22 protein-coding genes are annotated in these 26,361 nt (G+C 72.2%); 15 read left to right on the top strand and 7 right to left on the bottom strand.

Going from position 1 to position 26,361, the window contains the following annotated elements; translation table 11 throughout:
• Positions 1-41 precede the first annotated feature (41 nt).
• The 4 genes from RT054_RS04935 to nadA form a co-directional block, all read right to left on the bottom strand.
• Entirely contained in the window at positions 42-1,163 is a 1,122-nt protein-coding gene (locus tag RT054_RS04935; RefSeq protein ID WP_313022383.1) for an acyltransferase, read from the bottom strand.
• Between the two features lie 321 nt (positions 1,164-1,484).
• Positions 1,485-2,378, bottom strand: coding sequence for a carboxylating nicotinate-nucleotide diphosphorylase (gene nadC / locus RT054_RS04930; protein WP_313022382.1), 894 nt, complete (start codon positions 2,376-2,378; stop codon positions 1,485-1,487).
• Positions 2,375-4,042 carry an FAD-binding protein gene (locus RT054_RS04925; RefSeq protein ID WP_313022381.1) on the bottom strand — a complete coding sequence of 556 codons (1,668 nt, stop codon included), beginning with the start codon at positions 4,040-4,042 and terminating at the stop codon, positions 2,375-2,377. The genes nadC and RT054_RS04925 overlap by 4 nt, the downstream gene beginning before the upstream one ends.
• A gap of 4 nt (positions 4,043-4,046) precedes the next feature.
• Positions 4,047-5,039: a quinolinate synthase NadA gene (nadA, locus tag RT054_RS04920; protein WP_313022378.1), complete on the bottom strand. Its 993-nt coding sequence runs from the start codon at positions 5,037-5,039 to the stop codon at positions 4,047-4,049.
• A gap of 189 nt (positions 5,040-5,228) precedes the next feature.
• Between nadA and RT054_RS04915 the strand changes: the two genes are divergently transcribed.
• On the top strand, positions 5,229-6,029 hold the full coding sequence (locus RT054_RS04915; RefSeq protein ID WP_313022375.1) for a MerR family transcriptional regulator: 801 nt from the start codon (positions 5,229-5,231) through the stop codon (positions 6,027-6,029).
• Positions 6,030-6,243: 214 nt separating this feature from the next.
• Here the strand turns inward: RT054_RS04915 and RT054_RS04910 are convergent, their stop codons facing one another.
• Entirely contained in the window at positions 6,244-7,335 is a 1,092-nt protein-coding gene (locus tag RT054_RS04910; RefSeq protein WP_313022372.1) for an NrtR DNA-binding winged helix domain-containing protein, read from the bottom strand.
• A 1-nt stretch (position 7,336) separates the two neighbouring features.
• On the bottom strand, positions 7,337-8,242 hold the full coding sequence (locus RT054_RS04905) for a DUF3097 domain-containing protein (RefSeq protein WP_313022370.1): 906 nt from the start codon (positions 8,240-8,242) through the stop codon (positions 7,337-7,339).
• 139 nt (positions 8,243-8,381) lie between these two features.
• Between RT054_RS04905 and hrcA the strand changes: the two genes are divergently transcribed.
• The 11 genes from hrcA to RT054_RS04850 all read left to right on the top strand — a co-directional run bounded on the left by hrcA (position 8,382) and on the right by RT054_RS04850 (position 22,864).
• Positions 8,382-9,416, top strand: a complete 1,035-nt coding sequence (hrcA, locus tag RT054_RS04900; protein WP_313022369.1) for a heat-inducible transcriptional repressor HrcA — start codon at positions 8,382-8,384, stop codon at positions 9,414-9,416.
• A 138-nt stretch (positions 9,417-9,554) separates the two neighbouring features.
• Positions 9,555-10,679 (top strand): molecular chaperone DnaJ, encoded by a 1,125-nt coding sequence (gene dnaJ, locus RT054_RS04895; protein WP_313022368.1) that lies wholly within the window; start codon positions 9,555-9,557, stop codon positions 10,677-10,679.
• A gap of 12 nt (positions 10,680-10,691) precedes the next feature.
• Positions 10,692-11,456: a 16S rRNA (uracil(1498)-N(3))-methyltransferase gene (locus RT054_RS04890; protein WP_313022366.1), complete on the top strand. Its 765-nt coding sequence runs from the start codon at positions 10,692-10,694 to the stop codon at positions 11,454-11,456.
• An 84-nt stretch (positions 11,457-11,540) separates the two neighbouring features.
• The gene (locus tag RT054_RS04885) at positions 11,541-12,683 is read left to right on the top strand and encodes a PhoH family protein (protein WP_313022364.1); all 1,143 of its coding nucleotides are present in this window, start codon (positions 11,541-11,543) and stop codon (positions 12,681-12,683) included.
• A complete protein-coding gene (gene ybeY / locus RT054_RS04880; protein ID WP_312719341.1) occupies positions 12,680-13,147 on the top strand; it encodes an rRNA maturation RNase YbeY in 468 nt (155 codons plus the stop codon). The genes RT054_RS04885 and ybeY overlap by 4 nt, the downstream gene beginning before the upstream one ends.
• Complete coding sequence (locus tag RT054_RS04875; RefSeq protein WP_313022362.1) at positions 13,147-14,577, top strand: hemolysin family protein; 1,431 nt, start codon at positions 13,147-13,149, stop codon at positions 14,575-14,577. The genes ybeY and RT054_RS04875 overlap by 1 nt, the downstream gene beginning before the upstream one ends.
• Positions 14,574-15,521, top strand: coding sequence for a GTPase Era (gene era / locus RT054_RS04870; protein ID WP_313022361.1), 948 nt, complete (start codon positions 14,574-14,576; stop codon positions 15,519-15,521). Before RT054_RS04875 ends, era begins: the two co-directional genes overlap by 4 nt.
• 226 nt (positions 15,522-15,747) lie before the next feature.
• Entirely contained in the window at positions 15,748-17,595 is a 1,848-nt protein-coding gene (locus RT054_RS04865) for a BCCT family transporter (RefSeq protein WP_313022360.1), read from the top strand.
• Positions 17,596-17,801: 206 nt separating this feature from the next.
• Positions 17,802-19,619, top strand: a complete 1,818-nt coding sequence (leuA, locus tag RT054_RS04860; RefSeq protein ID WP_313022359.1) for a 2-isopropylmalate synthase — start codon at positions 17,802-17,804, stop codon at positions 19,617-19,619.
• 115 nt (positions 19,620-19,734) lie between these two features.
• Positions 19,735-20,664, top strand: coding sequence for an ATP-binding cassette domain-containing protein (locus RT054_RS04855; RefSeq protein ID WP_313022358.1), 930 nt, complete (start codon positions 19,735-19,737; stop codon positions 20,662-20,664).
• A 10-nt stretch (positions 20,665-20,674) separates the two neighbouring features.
• Positions 20,675-22,864, top strand: a complete 2,190-nt coding sequence (locus tag RT054_RS04850; protein ID WP_312719331.1) for a YhgE/Pip domain-containing protein — start codon at positions 20,675-20,677, stop codon at positions 22,862-22,864.
• A 78-nt stretch (positions 22,865-22,942) separates the two neighbouring features.
• Here RT054_RS04850 and RT054_RS04845 read toward each other — a convergent pair whose 3' ends face one another.
• Entirely contained in the window at positions 22,943-23,587 is a 645-nt protein-coding gene (locus tag RT054_RS04845; protein WP_312719330.1) for an alpha-ketoglutarate-dependent dioxygenase AlkB, read from the bottom strand.
• Between the two features lie 222 nt (positions 23,588-23,809).
• Between RT054_RS04845 and RT054_RS04840 the strand changes: the two genes are divergently transcribed.
• The 3 genes from RT054_RS04840 to RT054_RS04830 all read left to right on the top strand — a co-directional run bounded on the left by RT054_RS04840 (position 23,810) and on the right by RT054_RS04830 (position 26,291).
• The gene (locus RT054_RS04840) at positions 23,810-24,598 is read left to right on the top strand and encodes an LmeA family phospholipid-binding protein (RefSeq protein WP_313022357.1); all 789 of its coding nucleotides are present in this window, start codon (positions 23,810-23,812) and stop codon (positions 24,596-24,598) included.
• Positions 24,599-24,744: 146 nt separating this feature from the next.
• Positions 24,745-25,473 (top strand): DNA repair protein RecO, encoded by a 729-nt coding sequence (gene recO / locus RT054_RS04835; RefSeq protein WP_313022356.1) that lies wholly within the window; start codon positions 24,745-24,747, stop codon positions 25,471-25,473.
• Positions 25,474-25,496: 23 nt separating this feature from the next.
• Complete coding sequence (locus RT054_RS04830) at positions 25,497-26,291, top strand: isoprenyl transferase (protein ID WP_313022355.1); 795 nt, start codon at positions 25,497-25,499, stop codon at positions 26,289-26,291.
• Positions 26,292-26,361: the final 70 nt, after the last annotated feature.

Genomic DNA, 26,361 nt, shown 5'->3' with positions numbered 1-26,361 from the left:
CCGCGTGGCGGCGTCGAGCGCCGGGACGGGATCGTCGCCGGTCAGGCCGCTCGGGGGAGTGACTGCGGCTGCTCCCGGGTGTGACGAGCCGACCGGGACACGCGGTCGACGATCCACCGGGGCGGGTCGAACAGGTCTCCCAGACCCACCGAGCGCAGCACCCGCTCGAGCGCGATGGACAGCAGGACGATGGCCGCGGTGACGAGGATGGGGTAGGCGACGTCGACGACCTGGCTGCCCAGCATGGGGCGGAACCACTCCGGCCGCCTCGTCCCCACCCACGTGAGGAGCGCCACGAGGGGCCAGTGCAGGACGTACACCCCGAGGGTGCGGCGGCCGATCCACGCTCCGGGTTCCCGCAGGAACCGCACCCGGGCGAGGACCTTCGAGATCGCCATGAACGCCACCGCGGCACACAGCCCCGCGAGCACGATGACCGGATAGGAGTAGGCCGGGTCGACCTTCTCGATGGCGGCCATCAGCCCGCCGTAGGCGACGAGGGAGACGAGGGCCGCGACGCGGGAGTCGGCGAGACGCACGAGTCGTTCGCCGAGCAGCGCCCCGAAGGCGTAGAAGATCGCCCGCGGCAGGCCGGCGGATTCATGGGTGAGGGCGATGGCGGCCCAGCCGACCGCGAAGAATCCGAGCAGGACCACGGGCGTCGGCACACGCCGGGCGGCGGCGAGCACCGCGAGCGAGACGAACAGGACGTAGACGAACCAGAGCGGTCCCGTCTGGGGATACAGCAGGCTGGCGAGGAGTCCCGGGATCGACCACCCGGTGAACCTGCTCCCCAACGACGGGTAGAACAGCACCCCGAGCGCGAAGAACACGAGCGTCCACACGACGTAGAGGTGCAGGTTGGTGAGGATCGCCACCCTCGTACGCACGTAGGAGAGGCCCTCGCGGACCTTCGTGCGGGCGAGGTATCCCGACAGGAGGAGCAGCAGCGGCATCCGCAGGTCGGCGAGCACCGCCTCGTTGAACAGGACCCAGGCGCGGGACAACGGCCGGCCGTGGGGATCGGGAGCGAGCGGGGCGACGTGGAAGAGCCCCACGTGGAGCAGCACGACGGCGATGACGCAGAAGCCTCGAGCCATGTCGATCCAGGCGAGGCGTGCCGGGGGCGGCGTGACCCCCTGCGACTGGGGCGTGACGTGCACGCTGGTCCTCCTGGGTCCCCCGGGTGGGGCACCTCCCCGGGCACCCACCGGACGGCGTCCGGCGGACCAAGGGTACCGGGTGTCGGACGGTCGTCCACGTCGCACGGGGCGACGAGCGCCCCCGCGGTCGCCCCGGGAGCAGCGCGCGAACCGTCCGCGGACGACGAGTCGGTCGAGGTGACAGCGGGGGTGGTGACACGACGGGGGTGGCGTTCGGGTTCGGCGGGCCGGGCCCGACGTATTTCAGGACACCGGACACCGGACACCGGGCGCAGGGCACCGTGCGCAGCGCAGGGCGCCGGCGCATCGGTGGGGCGGGGTTCAGCGGTGGTCGAGGCCCACGTCGAGGATCGGGGCGCTGTGGGTGATCCACCCCGCGGAGATGAGGTCCACCCCCGTCTCGGCGATGGGGCCGGCGGTCTCGCGGGTGACGCGCCCCGAGGCCTCCAGGAGGCAGCGCCGGTCGACGAACGCGACGGCCTCGGCGAGCTCCTCCAGGCCCATGTTGTCGAGCATGACGACGTCGACGAGGCCGGGCTCGACCCCGATCTCGACGACCTCCCGCAGCTGCTCGAGGGTGTCGACCTCGACCTCGACCTTGACGAGGTGCCCCACCCGGGCCCGGATCCCCGCGAGGGCCGGTGCGATGCCGCCCGCGAACGCGAGGTGGTTGTCCTTGACGAGGACGGCGTCATCGAGCCCGAAGCGGTGGTTCGCCCCGCCGCCCGCACGCACCGCGGCCTTCTCGAGGGCGCGCAGAGCGGGGGTCGTCTTGCGGGTGCAGCAGATCGACGCCCGTGTCCCGGCGACGGCCTCGACGAGCCCGGCCGTCGCCGTGGCGACCCCCGACAGGTGGGAGAGGAGGTTGAGGGCGACGCGTTCACCGGTGAGGAGGGTGTGGACCGCGCCCGTGACGACGGCGATCTCGTCGCCGGGCGCCACGGGGGAGCCGTCGGGGCGCGCGACCCGGGTCTCCACACCGGGGTCCAGGAGGCGCCACGCGAGCAGGGCGGCCGGGAGTCCGGCGACGACGCCTGCGTCACGGGCGACGAGGGCCACCGAGCCGGTGAGGTCGCGGGGCACGGTCGCGGCGGTCGTGAGGTCCCCGGCGTGGCCGAGGTCTTCGAGGAGCGCCGCCCGCACGACGGGGGCCACGAGGATCTCGGGCAGGGGGTCGAGGACCGGTGTCGGTCGGGCGGTGGTCGGGTCGGTCATGACGCGCTCCGGAGGCTCTGGTCGAGGTGACCGAGGTGGGTGAGGGTGTGGCGGGCACGCCCGGCCTCGGGGTGGTCGAGGCGGCGATGGGCGCCGCGGCTCTCCGCGCGGTCGAGCGCCGCGGTGAGGAGCAGCGCCGCGAGGAGGCGGGCGTCGTCGTCCCGCGCGCCGGCGCCGAGCGTCGCGGCCGCGCGACGCAGGGTCTCGCCGTCGCGGTAGAGACCGGCGGCGGACTCGAGCAGCGCCCGGTCCGACACTCCCGGCGCGCTCGGCAGGGGCGGGGGCGCGACGTCGGTGATCCGGGGACGTCCCGCGTGCCTGCCGCCCCCGGGAGGCGCCACGGGGGCGGGTCCGGGGACGGGGGCAGGGCCGCCGGGGGTGTCGGTGAGGACGGCGGCGAGGTCGTCCGCGAGGTCCTGGGCGCAGGCGACGGCCTCGAGCAGGCTGTTGCTCGCGAGGCGGTTGGCGCCGTGGAGCCCGGTGCTCGCGACCTCGCCGACGGCCCAGAGCCCGGGGACGTCGGTGCGTCCGCGCTCGTCGACGGCCAATCCGCCCATGTGGTAGTGGGCGGCGGGCCGGACGGGGAGACGGTCACGGCTCGGATCGAGACCGGCCTGGCGGCAGGACCGCGTGACGGTGGGGAAGCGGCGGGCGAAGTCCCGGCGCAGTTCCGGTGGCCCCCCGGGGACGTCGAGGAACACCCCGCGCCCCGCCGACATGGCCTCCCACACCGCGCGGGCGACGACGTCGCGTGCGGCGAGGGGGTTGGCGAGCGGCGTGCCGTCGTCGAGGACGAGCGCGACGCCCTCCCCGCGCACGGCCTCGCTGACGAGCGGCATCGGGTCGCCGCCGACGGCGAGGGCCGTGGGGTGGAACTGGACCATCTCGAGGTCTCGCACGGTCGCGCCTGCGCGCAGGCCGAGGGCGAGGCCGGAGCCCCACGACGTCACCGGGTTGGTCGTGTGGGCGAACAGGGCACCGAGGCCGCCGGTCGCGAGGACGACGGCCGGGGCCTCGAGGCGCAGCAGTCCCTCCGACCCGGTCGAGTCGACCGCGTGCAGGCCGCGGACGACACCGTCCTCGACGACGAGGCGCGCCACCCGGGTCCCGGTGCGGACGGTGACGAGGGGATGCTCGTCCGCGGCGGCCGCGACCGCGCGGAGGATCTCGGCGCCGGTGGAGTCACCGTCGGCGTGGACGATGCGGTGGCGTCCGTGCGCCCCCTCGAGGCCGAGCTGCAGGGCGCCGGCGTCGTCGCGGTCGAACCGGGTCCCCAGGCCGAGGAGGAGGTCGACGACGGCGGGGCCCGCCGCCGTGACACGCCGCGCCACCGCGGGCTCGGTGAGACCAGCGCCGGCGGCGAGCGTGTCCTCGGCGTGCAGCGCGGGGGAGTCGTCGGCGCCGAGCGCGGCGGCGAGTCCGCCCTGCGCGCGGGCAGTCGATGTCGTGTCCCCGCCGCGGGGGTCGGTCTCGGGGGAGAGGACCGTGGCCGGGCACCCGCGGGCGGCGAGCGCGAGTGCGGTCGCGTACCCGGCGAGTCCCGCACCGACGACGACCGGGTGGTCGAGGCGCTCGGCGCGGACGCATCCCTCGGGGTCGCGCTGCGGGTCGGGTGCCGTGCCTCTGCGCGGCAGCGCCGTCGTGGTGCCGGGGGTGGTCTCCATGACGTCAGCCGATCGCGAGCATGCGGTCGACGGCGAGGCGGGCGCGCTCCGCGGTCGTCGCGTCGAGGGTGACCTCGTGGATCATCGTCTCGAGGCTGCGGCGGATCTTCGCGAGGGTGTTGCGCTTCATGTGGGGGCACATGTTGCACGGGCGGATCATGTCGACGCCGGGGTTCATCGCGGCGAGGTTGTCGCTCATCGAGCACTCGGTGATGAGGGCGAGGCGCGCCGGCTGCTCCCGCTCGACGAAGGCCTGCATCTGCGCGGTGGACCCGGCGAAGTCGGAGGCGGCGACGACCTCGGGCGGGCACTCGGGGTGGGTGATGACGACGACGCCCTCGTGGTCCTCGCGGATCTGGGCGATGTCGGCCGGGGTGAACCGTTCGTGCACCTCGCAGCGCCCGGGGTGGGTGACGACCTCGATGCCGCTCTCCGCGGAGATGTTGGCGGCGAGGTATTCGTCGGGGATCATGATCGCCCGCTCGACCCCCCACTCCCGCGTGACGTGGCGCAGGACCGCGACGGCGTTGCCCGAGGTGCAGCAGACGTCGGATTCGGCCTTCACCGCCGCGGAGGTGTTGACGTAGGTGACGACCGGCAACCCGGGGTGGGCCGCCTTGAGGGCGCGGACGTCGTCGGCGGTGATGCTCTCGGCGAGGGAGCAGCCCGCCAGCGGGTCGGGGACGAGGACGGTCGCCCCGGGGTTGAGGAGTTTGGCCGTCTCGGCCATGAAGTGCACACCGGCGACGACGATGACCTCGGCGTCGACCTCCTGCGCCCTGCGTGCGAGCGCGAGGGAGTCGCCGACGATGTCGGCGACGCCGTGGAAGATCTCCGGCGTCTGGTAGTTGTGCGCGAGCACGACCGTGTGGCGCTCGGCCTTGAGGGCGTGGATCGCGTCGACGTCGTCGGCGAAGCCCGCCCACTCCACGGGCGGGATCACGTCGGCCACGCGCTCGTAGGCGAGGTCGCTCGGACGGGGATCGAGAACGGTCATGGGTGCCTCCTCGGGCTTATGTGCACGCTGAGCATAACCGGTTCTGCTCACGATGAACACAAGGGCCGTCGGTGTGCTCGGAGGGGAACGGCGCCGACGGTCCTCGGAGGGGTGGTGACGATAGGTTCCGGGGGGGAGTTGACCGGGAGGAGTTGACCCTCACACCGTGTGAGGCGGGAGAACGGTGCCATGTTGATCGGAGACTTCGCCCGACTCGGGCAGGTGTCGGTGCGGATGCTGCGCCACTACGACGCGATCGGGCTGCTCACACCCGCGCGCGTCGATCCGTGGACCGGCTACCGCACGTACGCACCCGAGCAGCTCGGAGCCCTCAACCGGATCGTCGCCCTGCGGGACCTCGGCTTCGGCCTCGACGCGATCGGCGAGATCGTCGCCGGCGGGATCGACGCGGGCCAGTTGCAGGCGATGCTCCGGCTGCGTCAGGCGCAGATCGAGGAGGACGTGCGCGTCGCGAGCACCCGGCTCGCGGCGGTCGAGAGTCGGCTCCGGATGATCGAGAAGGAGAAGACCGTGCCCGTCGACCTCGTCCTCAAGACCCTGCCCGCCCAGCGCGTGGCCGGGATCCGCGCCACGATGACGCACGAGGAGTTCGTGCCTCGCATCGGTGAGATGTTCGGCCGCGTGGCCGACCTGCTCGCCCCCACCGGCATCTCGCTCGAGACGTCCGTCGCCACCTACGACGAGGGGGAGGCCGGGGTCGACGTCTTCACCGGTCATCCGGTCCCCGACTCCGTCGCCGGTGCTCTGCCCGACGGGCTCGTCCTCGTCGACCTCCCCGGCGGACGTGCCGCCTGCGGGGTGCATCTCGGTGAGATGGCGAGCATCGGCGAATCCTGGCAGGAGCTCTACCGCGCGACCCTCGACGGCGGCCACACCCCCGCCGGCCCCTGCCGCGAGGTGTATCTCCGCAGCCACCCCCACCCCCAGTCCGACTGGGTGACCGAGCTGCAACAACCCGTCGCCGACTGACTGCGGGCCGCGTGCTCGCAGGGTCGCAGCCAAGGATGCGGCCAGGTGGTCGCCGGGGCAGCCGTCCGACGGCATCCCTGCCTGCAGTGCTGCTCCATGGGGCGCGGCACCCGACCCACTCCGCCCATCTCGGACCGGAGGGCGGCGCTGACACCGGAGGCTGTTCCCTCCGGTGTGAGAGCCGGCCTCCGGTTCGAGGTGCCAGGTCGTCGCCCTAGTACCCGCGTGAGAGGGGGAGTTTCGTGCCCGCCGCGTAGCGCTCGAACTCCACCTCACGGCGGAAGCGGTACAGCTTGGCGGGGCGGCCGCCGGTCGCCGAGACCCGTCCTCCGGCCTCCTCGACGAGGTGCTGCTGCTGCACGAGGCGGCGGAAGTTCTGGGTGTGGAGGGTCGTCCCCGCGATGTCCTCGACGCACGCCTGCAACTGCCCCAGGGTGAACTCCGGTGGCACGAGCTCGAAGACGACGGGCCGGTACTGGATCTTCGCCCGCAGCCGGTCGACCCCGGTGGCGAGGATCCGCCGGTGGTCGTGGAGCATGCGCGAACCCGTGAGCGCGACGACCTCGGCATCCGTGTTCGGCCCGGGGCCCGCGCGGCCACGCGCCGCGGCCGCCGTCTCCGCCGTGAGTCGCGCCTCGTGCAACAGCTGGTAGCGCTGCAGCGAGGCCTCGCTCACCCGGTTGACCCCGAACGCCGCCTCGACCCGCACGCGGCGGTCGAGGCGTACCGCCTCGGTGCCGCCCGTCTCCGCCCAGGCGAGCAGCCGCTCACGCAGGCTCTCGGAGAGGGCCCGGGAGGCGGGGTCGCGGCGGTCCTCCCACGGCAGGAACTCCGCCCACGGTCGCCACGCGAACGTGGCCCCGGTGCCTCGCTCGCGAGGGCCCCCGGGATCCGTGCCGCCGGGGGTCGTGCCGCCGGGGGTCGTGCCGGCGCCACCGCCGGTGCCGTCGGCGTCGCCGTCGACATCGGGACCGACATCGTCCCCGGTGTCCTGCCCTCCCTCGATCCGCGTCAACCCGAGATAGCTCACCGACAGCAACCGGTGATGAGGGCCGACCCGCTCCCGGTCGGCGAACGTGTAGAGCTGCTCGACGTAACCGAGCTCGACGCCCGTCTGCTCCTCGACCCAGGTGCGCAGGCTCGTCTGCAGGCTGCGGTGCTCGGCCCGCAGGGGACCGGAGGGCAGACGCGGGACGCCCGTCGGCGCGCCGACGGTGAGCACCTGGGGGCCTACGGGCGTCACCGCGACGACGACGGCGACGAGCTCGCTCGCGACGAGGTCGGCTCGTCCCGGGGAGAGGGCCATGTCAGCCGCCCTGCTCGCCGAGCGGCCCGCCGGAGGCGCCCACGGTGACGAAGTCGATGAGTTCCTCGACGCGGCCGAGCAGCTCGGGCTCGAGGTCCGCGTAACTGCGCACGGTCGACAGGATGCGCTTCCATCCCCGTGCGACGTCGGCCTGGGTGTCGTGCGGCCAGCCGAGCTCGGCGAGGATCCCGTGCTTCCACGACGTCCCCCGGGGGATCACCGGCCACGCCTCCCATCCGAGACGCTCCGGCCGCACCGACTGCCACACGTCGACGTACGGGTGGCCGACGATGCACACGTGCGCGGCGTACGGCCGCACCCGGCGGGCCTCCTCGACGACCCGGTACTCCTTCGTCCCGGGGACGAGGTGATCCACGAGGACACCCATGCGCCGATCGGCGGTCGGGGCGAAGTCGCGGATGAGCGCCGCGAGATCGTCGACGCCGTCGAGCATCTCGACGACGACCCCCTCGACCCGCAGGTCGTCGCCCCACACCTTCTCGACGAGTTCGGCGTCGTGCCGTCCCTCGACGAACAGCCGCGAGCGGCGGGCGACCCGCGCCGGGGTGCGTGGGGCCGCGATCGACCCGCTCGCCGTCCGTCCGGACGCGGCCTTCGCCGCGGCGAGGTCGGCCTTCGCCCGAGCGGTCGGCGCGGTGAGGACGGCGGGGCGGCCCTCGACGAGGAACCCCGGCCCGAGGGGAAAGCCCCGGACGCGGCCGCGACGGTCCTCGAGGTGGACGACCTGCATGCCGCCCGCCTTCTCGACCGCGACGACGGCACCGCACCACCCGGTCTGCACGTCCTCGACGACGAGGCCGGTCTCCGCCTCGATCGGCGTCGCGCGACCCCCGCGGGGCGCCTTCCAGTCACCGGCGAGCACGTCACGGCCGTATCGATCGCTCATCGGAGCATCGTAGACTTGGCAGTCGGCGCGTCCGAGTGCCAACGCGCCGCGCCCCGGGGTCTCCGGCCGCCCGCGCGCCGCGGGACGGGCCACCGCAGGAGACGGCCGGACCTCCGACGCCGGATGAGAGGAACGCACGATGAGCGATGAACGCCGTCTCGCGGTGCTGCGCGCCATCGTCCAGGACTACGTGAGCACCTCCGAGCCCGTCGCCTCCAAGGCGCTCCTCGAACGTCACCAGCTCGGGGTGTCGGCGGCGACGATCCGCAACGACATGGCCGCCCTCGAGGACGCCGGTCTCATCGCCGCACCGCACACGAGCGCGGGCCGGATCCCCACCGACGCCGGGTACCGCGTCTTCGTCGACCAGCTCAGCGAGATCCGCCCCCTGACCAGCGCCCAGCGGGCGGCCATCGCCCGGTTCCTCGAGGGCGCGGTCGACCTCGACGACGTCGTCGACCTCACGGTGCGCCTCCTCGCCTCGCTCACACGCCAGGTCGCGATGGTGCAGTACCCGTCGCTCACGAGGTCCCGGGTCCAGCACGTCGAACTCGTGCCCATCGGCCCGGGCCGCGTCATGGTCGTCCTCATCCTCACCACCGGCCGGGTCGAGCAGCGCATCGTGCCCGTCGATCGGGACCTCACGACCGTCGAGGGCGAGACCCTGCTCGGCACCATCCGCAACCGCCTCAACGCCGAGGCCCGCGACATGCCGCTCGTCGACGTCGCCGCGCGGTTCTCCGAACTGCCCGAGGACATCGCCCCGGAGGACCGCGAGCTCGTCCGCGCGATCGTCGACGCCCTCGACGGCGCTCTCGTCGAAGAGCGCGAGGAGCGCGTCGTGCTCGCCGGCACCTCGAACCTCGCCCGGGTCGGGGCGGACTTCCCCCTGACGATCGGCCCGGTCCTCTCCGCGTTGGAGGAACACGTCGTCCTCCTGCGCCTGTTCGACTCCCTGGCCAGCGAATCCGACCGCACCGACATCGCCGTGACGATCGGCCACGAGAACCGTCACGCCGGGCTCGCCGAGACCTCCGTCGTCTCGGCCGGGTACGGTGCCGGGGACGACGTCGTCGGTGGACTCGGCGTCCTCGGACCCACCCGCATGGACTATCCGCAGACGATGGCGGCCGTCCGTGCGGTCGCCCGTTACGTCTCCGGAATGCTCGGGTGAGCCGCCCGTGTTCTCCCGTGGCCCCACCCGCGTCGGCCGGGCGCCGACGATCTCGGCCGCCTGCACCGTGACGCCCCACCCGACCGACCTGCCCGCCTGCCACGCGACCGCGTGGTGGATCCCGTCGAAGGACCTGCCGTGAACGACTACTACGCCGACCTCGGAGTGAGCCGCGAGGCCTCCTCCGAGGAGATCAAGAGGGCCTACCGCCGCAAGGCGCGGACCCTGCACCCCGACGTCAACCCCGGACCCGAGGCCGAGCAGGAGTTCAAGAGGGTCAGCCAGGCCTACGACGTCCTCGGCGACCCCACGAAGAAGCAGCAGTACGACATGGGCGCCGACCCCTACGGCGGCATGACCGGCAGCTACGGCCAGGGTTTCTCGTTCAGCGACATCATGGACGCGTTCTTCGGCGGCGCCGCCGCGTCCTCCCGGGGTCCCCGCTCGCGCGTGCAGCGCGGCCAGGACGCCCTCATCCGGGTCGACATCGACCTGCCCACGGCCGTGTTCGGCGCCGACAAGGAGGTCGTCGTCGACACCGCCGTCCTCTGCGAGACGTGCCACGGCGACGGCAAGCAGCCCGGTACCGGGACACGCACCTGTGAGATCTGTGGTGGTCGCGGCGAGGTGCAGCAGGTGCAGCGCAGCTTCCTCGGCCAGGTGATGACGTCGCGTCCCTGCACCGCGTGCCACGGGTTCGGCGAGATCATCACCGACCCGTGCTTCGACTGCTCCGGCAACGGCCGCGTGCGGACCCGCCGCACCCTCACCCTCGCGGTGCCCGCGGGCGTCGACACCGGCACCCGCATCCAGCTCGCCGGCGAGGGCGAGGTCGGCCCCGGCGGCGGCACCCCCGGTGACCTCTACGTCGAGGTCCAGGTCCTTCCGCACGAGAAGTTCCAGCGCCGCGGCGACGACCTGCACTGCGTCGTCGAGGTGCCGATGACGGCCGCCGCGCTCGGCACCGTCCTCGAGTTCGACACCCTCGACGGACCGACGCAGTTCACGGTCAAGTCCGGTGCGCAGTCCGGCGAGGTCACGACGATCCGGGACCACGGCGTCACGCACCTGCGCGGCTCCGGGCGCGGGGACCTCCTCGTCACGCTGCGCGTCCTCACGCCGACGAAGCTCGACGGCGAGCAGGAGGAGCTCATGCGACGACTCGCCGAGATCCGCGGGGAGCAGAACCCCTCGGCTCGGGTGAGCCACGTCGAGTCCGGCGGGTTCTTCGGCAAGCTGCGCGACGCCTTCCTCGGCAAGTGATCGGCCGACCCCGTGACCGCGGCGCTCTACCGCCTGCCCGACGGCGTCCTGCGCGACGCCGGTGAGGGCACCGTCGTCGTCCTCGACGGCGACGAGGGGCACCACGCCGTCACCGTCAAGCGGTCCGGCGTGGGGGAGGAGATCCTCCTCGCCGACGGGACGGGGTCGATCGGTCGCGGCGTGATCGTCGCGGTCGGGCCGGGCACCGCCGAGGTGCGGCTCACCGCCGTCGAGCAGTCGGCGCCCACCGGCCCGCGGTTCGTCCTCGTCCAGGCCCTCGCGAAGGGCGGCCGCGACGAGCAGGCCGTCGAGGCCGCGACGGAACTCGGCGTCGACGGGGTCATCGCCTGGCAGGCGCGCCGCTGCATCGTCCGCTGGAAGGCCGAGCGGGCTGCGAGGTCACTGGAGAAGTGGCGGGCGCTCGCGACCGCGGCGGCGAAGCAGTCGCGACGCCCGACCGTGCCGGAGGTGGACGGGCCGTGCTCGACGGCCGAACTCGCCCGACGTCTCGCCGCCACCGGTGGGGGCGAGGGGGGCGTGGCCGCGGTCTACGTCCTCCACGAGGACGCCGACCACCCCCTGGCCGCGGTGGCCCTGCCCGCGACGGGTGACGTGTGGCTCGTCGTCGGACCCGAGGGGGGGATCGCGCCGGAGGAGCTCGACGCGCTCGCCTCGGTCGGGGCGCGGACGGTGCGCCTCGGCTCCACGGTGCTGCGCTCCTCGAGCGCCGGACCCGCCGCCCTCGCCGTGCTCAACGCGATGGGTCGGTGGCGCTGAGACCGTCGGGCCTCGTGGCGACACCCGACCCCTGCCGCGGGCGTCGAACCGTCGTCGGGGCCAAGCCCTAGACTCGTGGGTGACATGAGCGACAACTCCCACGGCCCCACGGCCGCATCCACCCCCGACTCCCCGCCGCCGGACCCCTCGGACGCCACCGCCCCCGAGGCCACGCGCACCGTCGTCATCCCGGCGGGCACGTCGATGGTCAGCCTCCTCGGTCCCCACGACCAACTCCTCACGGTCATCGAGCGATCGTTGCCCCGGCTCGAGATCTACGTGCGCGGCAACGAGATCCGCCTCGAGGGAAGCCCCGCCGACGTACAGCTCGCCGAGGAACTCCTCGAGGAGCTGCTGCTCGTCGCCGGGGCGGGCCAACCGATCAACCGTGACGCGGTGGAGCGCTCGATCCGCATGCTCGCCTCGCGCACCCGCGAGCGCCCGGCGGAGGTCCTCACGCAGAACATCCTGTCCTCGCGCGGCCGCTCCATCAGGCCCAAGACCCTCGGGCAGAAGCGCTACGTCGACGCGATCGACCGCAACACGATCGTCTTCGGCATCGGGCCCGCCGGGACGGGCAAGACCTACCTCGCCATGGCCAAGGCGGTCGCCGCCCTGCAGGCCAAGGAGGTCAACCGCATCATCCTCACGCGGCCGGCCGTCGAGGCGGGAGAGCGCCTGGGGTTCCTGCCCGGCACCCTCACCGACAAGATCGACCCCTACCTCCGCCCGCTCTACGACGCGCTCCACGACATGGTCGACCCCGATTCGATCCCGCGTCTCATGGCGACGGGCACCGTCGAGGTCGCCCCCCTCGCGTACATGCGCGGCAGGACGCTCAACGACGCGTTCATCATCCTCGACGAGGCGCAGAACACCTCGGCCGAGCAGATGAAGATGTTCCTCACCCGCCTCGGGTTCGGCAGCACGATCGTCGTCACCGGCGACGTCACGCAGGTCGACCTGCCGGGCGGCACGCAGTCGGGTCTGCGCGTCGTCCAGGACATCCTCGGTGATGTCGAGGACATCCACTTCTCCTACCTCACCAGCGAGGACGTCGTCCGGCACCGCCTCGTCGGTGACATCGTCGACGCCTACGGCCGCTGGGATGAGTCCCGGCAGCGGCGCGAGCAGCGCGCCGCCGGGCGGCACGGGGAACGCCGTGACCACCGACGCGGCGAGGGCACCGCCGCGCGCCACGACGCGGGTGAGAGGGGAGAGGCGTGAGCATCGAGGTCCTCAACGAGTCCGGGGTTCAGGTCGACACGCAGGAGCTGTACGACTGCGCCCGGTACGTCCTCACCGAGATGCGGGTCCACCCCCGGGCGGAGCTGTGCATCACGTGCGTCGACGAGGCCGCGATGGAGGTCCTCCACGTCACGTGGATGGACCTGCCCGGACCCACCGACGTCATGAGCTTCCCCATGGACGAGCTGCGCCCCGGCAGCGAGGGGGCGACGAGCCTCGAGGGCGTCCTCGGCGACGTCGTCGTGTGCCCCCAGGTCGCCGCCGCACAGGCCGCGGGCGCCGGTCACACACCCGCGGAGGAGATGCTCCTCCTCGTCGTCCACGGCATCCTCCACCTCCTCGGGTTCGACCACGCCGAGCCCGAGGACGAGAAGGACATGTTCGACCGGCAGCGCACCCTCCTGCTCACCTACCTCGCAGGTCGGGGGAGACCTCGCACGTGATGACCGACCTCATCCAGCTCGGCGTCGGATTCGCGGCCTGCCTCGTCGTGGCGTTCCTCCTCGCCGCCGCCGAGGCCGCGATCTCGCGGGTGTCGCACTCCTCCGCCGCCGAGTGTCTGGAGGCGGGCCGGCGGGGCGCGCCGTCGCTCGCCACCGTCGTCGAGGACACCTCGGGGTACATGGCGGTGCTGACGTTCGTGCGCGTGGCCGCGGAGACCACGGCAGCGGTCCTCGCCACCGTCGCGGCCGGCCACGTCATCACCGGGACGAGCCGGGCCATGCTCGCCGCGATCGGCGTGATGGTGCTCGCCTCGTTCGTCATCGTCGGCGTGAGTCCCCGCACCCTGGGCCGCCAGCATGCCGAGTCGATCGCCCTGGGCGCGGCGCCGGCGCTCGTGTTCCTCCGGCGCGTGCTCGGGCCGGTCGCCTACCTGCTCATCCTCATCGGCAACGCGGTCACGCCCGGCAAGGGGTACCGCGACGGTCCGTTCGCCTCCGAGGCGGAGCTGCGCGACCTCGTCGACCTGGCCGGGGAGTCGCGGGTCATCGAGGCCGACGAGCGCGAGATGATCCACTCGGTGTTCGAGCTCGGCGACACCGTGGCCCGTGAGGTGATGGTCCCCCGTCCCGACATGATCACGATCGACCGGGAGAAGTCCCTGCGCCAGGCGATGTCGCTGTTCCTGCGCAGCGGGTTCTCCCGCCTGCCGGTCGTCGGCGAGGGCGCGGACGACCCGGTCGGCATCCTCTACTTCAAGGACGTCGCCGCGCAGATCCACAGCAACCCCCGCAGGGCGATCGACGACGTCGAATCGGTCATGCGCCCGGTGACGTTCGTGCCCGACAGCAAACCCGCCGGTGCCCTCCTGCGGGACATGCAGGCCGATTCCATCCACATCGCGGTCGTGGTCGACGAGTACGGCGGCACCGCCGGCCTCGTCACCATCGAGGACATCCTCGAGGAGATCGTCGGGGAGATCTCCGACGAGTACGACCCGGAGCTGCCGGGCGTCGAGCAACTCGACGGCGGCGCCGTCCGGGTGCCGGCGACGATGCACGTCGACGACCTCGGCGAGCTGTTCGGCATCGAACTCGACGACGACGACGTCGACACCGTCGGTGGCCTGCTCACCAAGGCCCTCGGACGGGTCCCGATCCTCGGGTCGGAGGCGACGGTCGCCGGGCTCACCCTCACGGCCGAGCGCATGGCCGGGCGCCGACACCGGTTGGCCAGCGTCGTCGTGAGACGTGAGGAGGACGAGGACAGCTCCTCCGCGGCCACCGCCGAGGCGCGGGGCGGCGGCAACGGGGTCGGTCACCCCGACTCCCGCGACGCCGGGTCCCGCCGCGAGGAGCGGCACGAGCACAGGGCGTCCGGCGGGTCGCATGCGTACGAGCCCGGTGGCGACGATCGACAGGAGACGGCATGAGCGAGCACCCCCCACGGATCGAGCAGGACGTCACGCCGGAGTACCGCGCGGGATTCGCGTGCCTCGTCGGTCGCCCCAACGCGGGCAAGTCGACGCTGACGAACGCGCTCGTCGGTGACAAGGTCGCGATCACCTCGAGCAAGCCGCAGACGACGCGACACGCCATCCGGGGAATCCGCACGAGCGAGGACTCCCAGCTCGTCCTCGTCGACACCCCCGGCCTGCACAAGCCGCGCACCCTTCTCGGCCAGCGGCTCAACGACCTCGTCCGCGAGACCCTGCTCGACGTCGACGTCGTCGGTTTCTGCCTCCCGGCCGACCAGCGCGTCGGCCCGGGCGACACGTTCATCGCGACCGAGCTCGCCGACCTTCGCCGGGCCCGTCGCACTCCCGTCGTCGCGATCGCCACGAAGAGCGACCTCGTCGACAGGCAGCGCCTCGCCGAGCACCTCATCGCGATCGACGGGCTGGGGGAGTGGGACGCGATCGTGCCCTGCTCCGCCACCCGGGGCGACCAGGTCGAGGTGGTCGCGTCCGAACTCACGAGCCGCCTGCCGCTCTCGCCCAAGCTCTACCCCGACGACGTCATCACCGACGAGCCCGAGATCGTCATGATCGCCGAGCTCGTGCGGGAGGCCGCCCTCGAGGGCGTGCGCGACGAACTGCCGCACAGCCTCGCGGTCGTCGTCGAGGAGATCGTCCCCCGCGAGGGCCGCCCGGAGGGCTCCCCGATGTCGGACGTACGGGTCAACGTGTTCGTCGAACGCGACAGCCAGAAGGCGATCATCATCGGCCGCGGGGGCTCCCGCCTCCGTGACGTCGGTACCCGGGCCCGTACGGGGATCGCGGATCTCCTCGGTCAGCGCGTCTACCTCGACCTCCACGTCAAGGTCGCCAAGGACTGGCAGCGCGACCCCAAGCAGTTGCGCCGACTCGGCTTCTGAGGCCCACCCACCTGGACGTGCGCCCAGGTCGGTGAGGGGGCGGGACCGGGTACGGCGCAGGGCTCGGGTAGCGTCCGTCCTCGTCGAGACCCTCCCCGCGAGGGTCCACCCAGGAGGCGTCCACGTGTCAGCACACCGGTCCCACGTCCATGAACCCGCACCCGCACCCGGGCGCGATCATCCCGCGCCCGACGGCCACGAGGGTGCAGCTCCGACCCACCCGGCGTTGGACCCGCCCCACGTCGATCAGGAATCCCGCGCTCCCCGCCTCGACACGGTCGTCTTCGGTGTCGCCGCCACCGTCTCCCTCGCGTTCGTCGCGTGGGGACTCGTGGGGACGGCCTCCCTCGCGGGAGCCTCGAAGGCCGGGGTCGCCTGGGTGGTCACCGACACCGGGTGGCTGTTCTCGCTGCTCGCCTCCGCGTTCGTCGTCGTCGTCATCTGGCTGGGAGCCTCGCGCTACGGCCGGCTGACACTCGGTGAGGAGGGCGAGGAACCGGAGTTCTCGACGGTCTCGTGGGTGGCGATGATGTTCTCCGCGGGCATGGGCATCGGTCTCATGTTCTACGGGGTCAGCGAACCGCTCACCCACTTCGTCTCCCCACCCCCGGGCACGGGCGGCGACGGGCACGCGCTCGAGCATGCGATGGCGACGACGATGTTCCACTGGTCGCTCCACCCGTGGGCGATCTACGCGGTGGTCGGTCTCGCCATCGCCTACGGTGTGTTCCGCAAGGGCCGGTCGCTCCTCATCAGCAGTGCGTTCGCGCCGCTCCTCGGCGAGAACGTGTCGAACACCGCGGGCGGGCGGCTCATCGACATCCTCGCGATCTTCGCCACGCTCTTCGGCTCGGCGGCCTCGCTCGGCCTCGGCGCGTTGCAGATCGCCTCCGGCCTCGAGATCGTCGCCGGGATCGGCAGGCTCGGCAACGCCGCCCTCGTCGGGATCATCGCCGTGCTCACGGTCTGCTTCGTGGTCTCCGCCGTCTCCGGCGTCGAGAAGGGCATCCAGTGGCTCTCGAACACGAACATGGTCCTCGCGCTCGCACTGGCCCTGTTCGTCTTCGTCGTCGGCCCGACCGTCATCATCCTCGACATGCTCCCGACGACCGTCGGCAGCTACCTCGGCGAGCTCCTGCCCATGTCGGCCCGCACCGCCGCCTCCGGCGGCGAGGGGATCGGCGAGTGGCTGTCGTCGTGGACGATCTTCTACTGGGCCTGGTGGGTGAGCTGGACCCCGTTCGTCGGGATGTTCATCGCCCGCATCTCCCGCGGCCGCACGATCCGGGAGTTCGTCACGGGCGTCCTCCTCGTTCCCACGGCGGTCAGCCTCGTGTGGTTCTCGATCTTCGGTGGCGCCGCGATCGATCTCCAGCGTCACGGCGTCGACCTCGCCGCCGCCTCGACGGAGCAGCAACTCTTCGGTCTCCTGACACACCTGCCGCTGCCGGGTCTCACCTCGACGATCGTCATGGTGCTCGTCGCGATCTTCTTCGTCTCCGGCGCCGACGCCGCCTCGATCGTCATGGGCACGCTCTCGGAGCAGGGCACCATCGAACCGCGCTCGGGCACGGTCGTGTTCTGGGGTGTCGCCACCGGGGCCGTCGCCGCGATCATGTTGCTCGTCGGCGGCGCCGACGCACTCGGTGGGCTGCAGAACGTGACGATCATCGCCGGCCTGCCCTTCCTTCTCGTCATGGGGGCGATGACGATCGCCCTCGTCAAGGACCTCGCCCGGGACCCCCGCATCGTGCGCCGGGAGGTCGCCGAGGCGGCCGTGTCCGAGGCCGTCGTCACCGGCATCACCGAGCATGGCGACGACTTCGTCCTGCGGGTGGGATCGCGGCACGAGGAGCCCGAGACACCGCCCGCCGCACCCGACGATCCCGTCGCGGAGATGCTCCGACGCGTGCTCGCCCTCGCGCAGGTGCGGACACGGCACGGTCGTCGCGTCACGGGTCTGCGCCACCGGCGCGACGGCGCGATCAGCCCGATCGTCGAGACCGCGCCGACCCGTGGGTCGGGGGCGGAGCACGCACCGCTCGAACACCCCCCGGCGACGCGCCCGAGATGAGACGGGCTGCGGCGGCAGCCGCGTGGATGGTTACCATGACCGGCATGACGCGTGCGTCCTGGGCCCTCCACCTGAGGGGACGACTCCTTAGCCGCCGCGACGGGACCCGCTGACAGGCCTCCCCCGTCGCGGAGTTCGTGATGCCCCGGCCTGACCTCTCAGCCGTGAGCACGTGAGAACACGTGAGAACACCAGGAGTCCCCCGCATGAGCACGAGCACCCCCGCGTCCCCGTACGCGACGTCCACCCAGCAGCCCTCCGGCATGCCGATCGCGAAGTACGTGCCGTTCCACGAGCAGATCGCGATCGACCTTCCCGACCGCACGTGGCCGACGAAGACGATCACCAAGGCCCCCCGGTGGTGCGCCGTCGACCTGCGCGACGGCAACCAGGCCCTCATCGACCCGATGAACGCCGAGCGCAAGCTGCGGATGTTCCAGCTCCTCGTCTCCATGGGTTACAAGGAGATCGAGATCGGGTTCCCCAGCGCGAGCCAGACCGACTTCGACTTCTGCCGCCAGCTCGTCGAGGGCGGGCACATCCCCGACGACGTGACGATCCAGGTGCTCACGCAGGCCCGCGACCACCTCATCGAGCGCACCTTCGACGCGATCGACGGGGCGAAGAGCGCGATCGTCCACCTCTACAACTCCACCTCGGTGTTGCAGCGGCGCGTCGTCTTCGGCGCCGACCAGGACGGGATCCTCGACATCGCCCTCCAGGGCGCCAAGCTGTGCAAGAAGCTCGAGGAGGCGATCCCCGACACCCACATCACCTACGAGTACTCCCCGGAGTCGTTCACGGGCACCGAGCTCGAGTTCGCCGTGCGGGTCGTCAACGAGGTCGCCGAGGTCTTCGACCCGACCCCGCAGAACCCGATGATCGTCAACCTGCCCGCGACCGTCGAGATGGCCACGCCCAACGTGTACGCCGACTCGATCGAGTGGATGTGCCGTCACCTCACCCGCCGCGACTCGATGATCGTGTCGCTGCACCCCCACAACGACCGCGGTACCGGCGTCGCCGCCGCCGAGCTCGGTTATCTCGCGGGCGCGGACCGCATCGAGGGCTGCCTGTTCGGCAACGGGGAGCGGACCGGCAACGTCTGCCTCGTCACCCTCGGGCTCAACATGTTCAGCCAGGGCGTCGACCCGCAGATCGACTTCTCCGACATCGACGAGATCCGTCGCACCGTCGAGCACTGCAACCAGCTGCCCGTCCACGAGCGTCACCCTTACGGCGGCGACCTCGTCTTCACCGCCTTCTCCGGCTCGCACCAGGACGCGATCAAGAAGGGCTTCGACGACATGGAGCGGCAGAGCCGCGAGAGCGGCAAGCCGATCGACGAACTCGTCTGGGGCGTGCCCTACCTCCCCGTCGATCCGCACGACCTCGGCCGCAGCTACGAGGCCGTCGTCCGCGTCAACAGCCAGTCCGGTAAGGGCGGCGTCGCCTACCTCATGCGCAACGAGCACCAGCTCGACCTGCCGCGTCGGCTGCAGATCGAGCTGTCGGGCGTCGTGCAGAAGCGCACCGACTCCGAGGGCGGCGAGATGAGCGCGGCCGCGCTGTGGGAGGTCTTCAGCGACGAGTACCTGCCCGGCACCGGCGAGGGCGAGAAGGCCTGGGGCCGGTTCACCCCGCTCGGCGCCCGCAGCGTGAGCGAGGCCGACGGGCGCGACCACATCTGGGCCACCGTGCTCGACGGCGACCGGGAGGTCGAGATCGAGGGCACGGGCAACGGTCCCATCGCCGCGTTCATCGACGGCCTCGCCCGCCTCGGCGTCGACGTGCGCGTCCTCGACTACGCCGAGCACGCGATGACGACCGGACAGGACTCGCGCGCGGCCGCGTACGTCGAGTGCGCGATCGGAGAGCGCGTCCTGTGGGGCGTCGGCCTGCACAACTCCATCGTCCGGGCGTCGATCTCGGCGATCCTCTCCGCCGTCAACCGAGCCGAGCGCGACCGCGCCGGGAGTGCGGAGCCGGGGGAGCGGATCAGCCGCCCCGGCGGTGGCCCCTGACGCGGCGCCGACGGGGTCGTGGCCCGGCCCCTGCGACCGGTTCGCCCGCTTCGCCCTGCCGTCCCGGTGTCGTTGCCGGGCGGTAGGGTGAGCGGCGACTCAGCATGGAGGTGTGATGGACGACCCGATTCTCATCGCTCGCGACCTGATGGCCGACGGATCCCAGGGGAGGATCTTCGGCCCGGTCGACGTCACGTTGTATCCCGAGCAGATGTGTGTCGTGGCCGGGCCTGCGGGCTCGGGCAAGTCCTCCCTCCTCCTCGCGCTCTGCGGTCGGTTCAGGGCGGCGACGGGGTCCCTCGAACTGTGCGGGATCGACGCGGCGGCGAACCCCTACGACGCGCTCATGCACACGAGCATCGCGCGGCTCGGTGACTACGTGGGGCCCGAGGACCGCCTCACCCTGCGGGAGTCGATCCTCGACCGTGCCTACATCGACGGCATCTCCCCCGACACTGCGCTGAAGCGCGCGGACCTCATGGCCGAGGCGCTCGGCGTCCGTGTCGACGTCAAGGCCCAGCTCGAGAAGATGGACAGCCTCGATCGGGCCGTCGTCGCCGTCGCGCTCGCGATGGTCCGGCCCGCGAGCGTCATCGCGCTCGACGACGCGGACCTGCGCATCCGCCACCGCGACCTCCCGCGGCTCTACTCGGCGCTGCGGCGCCTCCTCGCGATCGACGGGGCCGCGCTCGTCATGTCCGTCGCCGATGACGACTTCGTCCCCGAGGGGTCCGTCGTCCTCCATCTCGAGCGGACCCTCGACACCGCCCCCGTCGAGACGGACCCCGACAGCCCGACCGAGGAGGAGAGCGGACCCGAGACGGTGAGCTTCACCGATCCCGAGCCCCACCTCCACACGGCAGCCGCCCAGGGCGATCACCGGCGTCATGCACCCGGTCGGCTCAGGGAGGTCGAACCCGAGGGCCCCGCGCCGGACGCCGACGCGGGGCCGCCCGTCTCCGCCTCGCCACCGGCGGCCGACGAGGCCGGTGCGCCCCCCGAGACCCCGGCCCACACCGACACCTCCACCCGCTCGGAACAGTGAGGAACCGTCCATGCTTCTGAAGCGCTTCCTCATCCTCGTCCGACACGAGTTCACGAGATTCCGCGGCCGATCCCGGCTGGCGCTGATCTTCGTGCTGCTCATCCCGTTGCTGTACGGCGGGATCTACCTGCACGCCAACTGGGACCTCTACGGTCACATCAAGGACATCAAGGTCGCGGTCGTCAACCACGACCGTCAGGCGACGTTCGGCGACAAGAAGGTCACCGGCGGCAAGGACTTCGTCCAAGCCCTCAAGGATCGGCCGACGTTCGACTGGCAGTTCCTCGGCGAGGACGACGAGCGCGCGCTCGACGGCCTCCGCAGCGGTGAGTACTACATGGTCATCACCATCCCGGAGGATTTCTCCGCCAACCTCGTGAGCGCCGGCGACCTCACACCCAAGCGCGCCGGCCTCGAACTGCGCCGCGACGACGCGAACGGCTTCATCATCGGCACGCTCACGGGCAAGGCCGACGACGCCCTGGGCAAGACCCTCGACTCCACGGTGTCGGAGACCTACTTCGAGGCGCTCTTCCTCAACGTCGACAAGATGCGGGAGGGGCTCGTCTCGGCAGCCGACGGGGCGAAGAAGCTCGACGTCAACCTCGCCAAGGCCAAGGACGGCGTGCACCAGATCGACACCTCGGTCAAGGCCGCGGTCTCGGACAACAAGGGAGTCCAGAGCTCGGTGGCCGAGGCCGAGCGCGGTCTGGCCGACGTCCAGAAGGGAAGTGACCGCATCGCCACCGGGGTGGGGACCGCCGGGAAGGGCGCCGAGGCGCTCACCGGCGCGGCACGCGGCGCGATCGCCGACGTCCGGCGCGTCAACGAGGCCGCCGTCCCGCTCGTCGACTTCGCCGAGCGCGACATCCCGGCGCTGCTCAAGCAGAGCAAGGACCTCGTCAACGTCACCGGCTCGATCACCGGGCCGGGCGACGGTTCGATCCTCACGGTCCGCCGGCAGCTCGACACGAGCCGCGACGCCACCCGGGGCCTGCTGGCCTCCCACCCCGAACTCGCCGACGACGCCGACTTCGTCGCCCTCACCCGCTCCCTCGAGGGCGCCGCCACCTCGACGACGACCGTCGAGAGCAACCTCGGGGTCGTCGCCCGCCTCTCCGGTGGCATCAACGCCCAGCTGGATCCCAAGGGGCTGCAGGCCGCGGGCGCCGCGGTGAAGTCCGCCGTCAACGCGGCGGACCAGCGGGCGGGGCAGCTCGACTCCGGTCTCGCCCAGGTGCAGACCGGGCTGTCCCAGTCGCAGGACGGGATCGACGACCTCCGCGCCGGTGGCCGGGAGCTCGCGGCCGCCGGACGAGGGATGACCGACAAGGCGACGAACGCGCTGTCGGGTCTCGTCGAGCTGAGCGATGCGCTCGGCCGGCTCGACACGGCGATGCCGCAGCTCTCCAGCGGCGCCCACGAACTCTCGAACGGGCTCGCCAAGGGCGTCGCGCAGGTGCCCGAACTGTCCGACGACCAACGCGCGGACCTCAGCACGGTCATGGCGCAGCCGGTGGACATCCACCAGCGGGTCGACCACGACGCCAAGTACTACGGTCGCGGTCTCGCCCCCATGTTCTTCTCCATCGCCCTGTGGATCGCGTGCGTGTCGACGTTCCTCGTCCTCCGCACGATCTCCGGGCGGGCGATCACCGGGCGGGCGGGGCCGTGGCGGCGCGCCCTGCTCGGGTTCGGCCCGCCGGGACTCGTCGGCACCCTCGGTGCCCTGCTCATGGGTGGGGGCGTGTGGCTCTTCCTCGGTCTCGATCCCGTGCACCCGTGGAAGTTCGGGCTGCTGCTCGTCGTCGCCGCGCTCGCCTTCATGGCACTCGGGTACTGGGTGAGGCTCATCCTCGGCTCGCCACAGACCGCGGTGTTCCTCGTCCTGCTCATCCTCCAGCTCCCCGCCTGCGGTGGGATCTTCCCGGTGACGATGCTCAACGACTTCTACCAGGCGTTGTCGGTGGTCTCGCCGATGAAGTACAGCGTCGATGCCTTCCGCGTCGCGATCTCCGGCGGTCAGGCCTCCCACTACTGGGCCGCGCTGGGCGTGCTCGCGGGCATCCTCGCGGTCTCCCTGGCGATCATCGTCACGCTCGTCCACCGCAAGCAGCGCTTCGGGATGCGTGACCTGCACCCGCCGATGGTCACCTCGACGAGCACCGCCGACTACGCGTTCTCGGTGCACCCGCGCTGACGCCCCCGCGCCCACGCCCCGCGCCGCCGCCACCCGAGCCGACGCATCCGCGGCGGGGCTCGGGCGCGCGGACGGGCCTCAGCGCACGTCGTGCGGACGGAACTGCACGCTGATGCGCGGACCCACCGACCCGGTGAGCTTGGGCACCGCGTGCTGCCAGGTGCGTTGGCACGAGCCGCCCATGACGACGAGGTCGCCGTGGCCGACGTGGAATCGCAGGCTGCCACCGCGATGGTCCGCCTTCGCCCGATCGGAGTGCGGCCGGAGCATGAGCGGGCGCGGAGTGCCGAGCGACACGATCGCGACCATCGTGTCGTGCGTGGCGGACCGCCCGATGTCGTCGCCGTGCCACGCCACGGAGTCGGCGCCGTCGCGGTAGAGGCACAAGCCCGCGGTGACGAAGGGTTCGCCGAGTTCGGCGGCGTAGTGGGCCGACAGCGCCTCACGAGCGTCGATGAGCACGGGGTGGGGGAGGTGTTCCCCGCCGTCGTAGAACCGCAGCAGGCGCGGCGTGGGAACCGTGCGGTCGTACATCCGGCGCCGCTCGGCGCGCCAGTCGACCTCGTCGTGGAGGCGGGCGAAGACCTCGTCGGCGCCGGTGAGCCACCCGGGACGCACGTCGACCCATGCGCCGTCGGCGAGGGGGGTCCGGGTCGTCACGTCGAGGGAGCGCAGCCCGACCTCGGCGACGTCGTCGAGGAGGGATCCCTGGAGATGGAACATGTGTACGAGTGTGGCACATGGCCGTGCGGTCGGAAACCGCCTTCGGCCGACGGTCGCCAGTTCGGGCGTCGTCGGTGTTCGAGGGTGTCGGCCTCTCAGCCCGGTGTGCTTTCCTGACAGGGGCGACGTCGAACCGCCGGCGCTCACACGAGCGCTCGCGAACCACCACGACGGCCCGCTGCGAGAGGCGGGGTCGCCGTCGGCACCAGGACGGGGAGGCACATGCGCGCGGAACGCACGGAGGCCACCGCGGTGCGCGCCTCGGCGCCCGCGCCGCGAGTCCGCGACGGCGTCGCCCCCGCGGGCCGACGTCCGGGTGGCCGGATCGGCTCGCACGCCCCGCCCCGGACCGGCTGGGTCGTGCGCGGCCTCGCCGTCCTCGGGGCCGTGTTCCTCACGCTGCTCGTCGCGGCGATGATCGGCTTCCTCGTCCTCACCCGACCGCTCGACTCCGCGCCGGGAACCGAACCCGCGCCGACCGCGCCCTCGCCGGCGTCGACCCCGCCCACGGACCTCGCCGAGGGAGAGGTGTGGGTGCCGGACGCCGACGTCGAGGGCTCACGCATCATCCTCGGGCAGGGCCAGGACCTGCGTGACGTCGCCGTCAGGGTCGTCGAGGGACGGCTCGCGACCGACGGCACCATCCGTGCCAGACACCTCGACGTCGACGGCGTCGTGCCGTTCTCCGTCGTCGAGGAGGAGATCGGGCGGGGCATCCGCCTCGCGCCGGCGGAGGACGGACTCGTGCGGGTCCGGATGCCTGTCGGCGTCTTCGGCCGGGGTCTGGAGGTCACGGCCCTCGCGCGCGTCCAGGCCGACGGCGAACGCATCGCCGTCACCCCCGGTCGCGTCGAGGGCGGGGGGATCATCGGGGGTGCCCTCGCCCAGCTGCCCCCACTGCGGATGCCGATCCCGTATCTGCCGCCGGGCATGCGTGTCACCGACGTCCGGGTCGAGGCGGACGGGCTGCGTCTCCACGCCGTCGGCGACGACGTCGTGCTCCCGAAGTGATCCCTCGTCCTCCCCGAACGACCCGCCACGCCGCTCTCGTCGAGCCGCCTCGGGTGGGCGCGGTGGCGGAGGTCCGACGCCGGTGGTCCGGTCTGTGACCCGGTGTCGGATGAGGCACTGTCGGCGGTGAGGGGCACAATGGCCCGGTGCCCCTGTACCGCGACGCCGCCATCGTGCTGCGCACCCAGAAGCTCGGGGAGGCCGACCGCATCATCACCCTCCTCACGCGGGGCAGAGGTGTGGTCCGGGCGGTCGCGAAGGGCGTGCGGCGCACGAAGAGCAAGTTCGGTGCGCGGCTCGAACCGGGCATGGTGATCGACGCCCAGTTGTACGAGGGGCGCAACCTCGACACCGTCACGCAGGTCGTCGTCCTCGCCCCGTACGGCGAACAGATCACCCGGGACTACGTCGCGTGGACGGCGATGGTCGCCGCGCTCGAGACCGCCGAACGGCTCACCGAGGGACAGGACCCGGGCCCGGCGCCCTTCACGCTCCTCGCCGGAGCTCTGGCCAGTCTCGCCGGCGGTGACCACGACTCGGGCCTCATCCTCGATGCCTACCTGTTGCGCGCCGTCGCGACCGCGGGCTGGGCACCGAGCTTCCACGACTGCGCGCGCTGCGGCGCCGAGGGGCCGCACCGCGCGTTCAACGTCGCCGCGGGCGGGTGTGTGTGCTCCTCCTGCCGACCCGCGGGGTCGACGGCACCGGCACCGGCGACCTTCGTCCTGCTCGGAGCCCTGCTCGAGGGCGACTGGGTGACCGCCGAGGCGAGCGAGGCGCTCCCTCGCCGTGAGGGCAGCGGACTCGTCGCCGCCTACGTCCAGTGGCACCTCGAGCGTGGGGTCCGCTCCCTCCGTCTCGTCGAACGGCCCTGAGGTCGCGCGGGTACGCTTCGCCCGTGGCTTCGACCTCCCGCTACGAGAACCCGTTCCCGCACCCCACCGGCGCGCGACCGCCCGCGATTCCCGCCGAGGTGATGCCGAGGCACGTGGCGATCGTCATGGACGGCAACGGTCGCTGGGCCAACGAACGCGGCCTCCCGCGCACCAAGGGGCACGAGGCGGGGGAGGGGGCGCTGCTCGACGTCGTCGCGGGTGCGATCGAGGCCGGGGTGACCCACCTGTCGGCGTACGCGTTCTCGACGGAGAACTGGAAGCGCTCCCCGGCGGAGGTGAAGTTCCTCATGGGGTTCAACCGCGACGTCATCCGTCGGCGACGCGACCAGTTGAACGCCTGGGGGGTGCGCATGCGCTGGGTCGGGCGCCGGCCGCGGCTGTGGAAGTCGGTCATCGACGAACTCGAGACCGCCCAGGAACTGACGAGGGACAACGACCGGCTCACGCTCTACTTCTGCGTGAACTACGGGGGGCGCGCCGAGATCGGCGACGCCGCTCGGGCGATCGCCGAGGCCGTCGCCGCGGGACGCCTCAAGCCGGGGTCGGTCGACGAGAAGACGATCGCGCGGTATCTGCCCGAGCCGGGGATGCCCGACGTCGACCTCTTCGTCCGCAGCTCGGGGGAGCAGCGGACGAGCAACTTCCTCCTCTGGCAGAGCGCCTATGCCGAGATGGTCTTCCTCGACACCCTCTGGCCCGACTTCGACCGGCGCCATCTGTGGGAGGCGATCGACGTCTACGCCCGCCGCGACCGCCGCTACGGGGGCGCCGTCGACGCCCCCGCCCCAACACTCTGAGCGCTCCACCCTCGCTGAGCACGTCCACGGGCTGAGACGGCGTGCATGATCATGCATGACTATGCATAAA

This window comes from Mobilicoccus sp., assembly GCF_032060985.1.
In the GTDB taxonomy this organism is placed as follows: Bacteria; Actinomycetota; Actinomycetes; order Actinomycetales; family Dermatophilaceae; genus Mobilicoccus.
The sequence above is the reverse complement of the archived record's forward strand: the minus strand, read 5'-3'. Positions and strand labels throughout refer to the sequence as shown.

Bases quoted from the DNA above. Each gene is read 5' to 3' on its own strand.
- nadC (WP_313022382.1), bottom strand. From the start codon at position 2,378: ATGACCGACCCGACCACCGCCCGACCGACACCGGTCCTCGACCCCCTG.
- RT054_RS04925 (WP_313022381.1), bottom strand. From the start codon at position 4,042: ATGGAGACCACCCCCGGCACCACGACGGCGCTGCCGCGCAGAGGCACG.
- nadA (WP_313022378.1), bottom strand. From the start codon at position 5,039: ATGACCGTTCTCGATCCCCGTCCGAGCGACCTCGCCTACGAGCGCGTG.
- RT054_RS04915 (WP_313022375.1), top strand. From the start codon at position 5,229: ATGTTGATCGGAGACTTCGCCCGACTCGGGCAGGTGTCGGTGCGGATG.
- RT054_RS04910 (WP_313022372.1), bottom strand. From the start codon at position 7,335: ATGGCCCTCTCCCCGGGACGAGCCGACCTCGTCGCGAGCGAGCTCGTC.
- RT054_RS04905 (WP_313022370.1), bottom strand. From the start codon at position 8,242: ATGAGCGATCGATACGGCCGTGACGTGCTCGCCGGTGACTGGAAGGCG.
- hrcA (WP_313022369.1), top strand. From the start codon at position 8,382: ATGAGCGATGAACGCCGTCTCGCGGTGCTGCGCGCCATCGTCCAGGAC.
- RT054_RS04885 (WP_313022364.1), top strand. From the start codon at position 11,541: ATGAGCGACAACTCCCACGGCCCCACGGCCGCATCCACCCCCGACTCC.
- RT054_RS04875 (WP_313022362.1), top strand. From the start codon at position 13,147: ATGACCGACCTCATCCAGCTCGGCGTCGGATTCGCGGCCTGCCTCGTC.
- era (WP_313022361.1), top strand. From the start codon at position 14,574: ATGAGCGAGCACCCCCCACGGATCGAGCAGGACGTCACGCCGGAGTAC.
- leuA (WP_313022359.1), top strand. From the start codon at position 17,802: ATGAGCACGAGCACCCCCGCGTCCCCGTACGCGACGTCCACCCAGCAG.
- RT054_RS04855 (WP_313022358.1), top strand. From the start codon at position 19,735: ATGGACGACCCGATTCTCATCGCTCGCGACCTGATGGCCGACGGATCC.
- RT054_RS04850 (WP_312719331.1), top strand. From the start codon at position 20,675: ATGCTTCTGAAGCGCTTCCTCATCCTCGTCCGACACGAGTTCACGAGA.
- RT054_RS04845 (WP_312719330.1), bottom strand. From the start codon at position 23,587: ATGTTCCATCTCCAGGGATCCCTCCTCGACGACGTCGCCGAGGTCGGG.
- RT054_RS04840 (WP_313022357.1), top strand. From the start codon at position 23,810: ATGCGCGCGGAACGCACGGAGGCCACCGCGGTGCGCGCCTCGGCGCCC.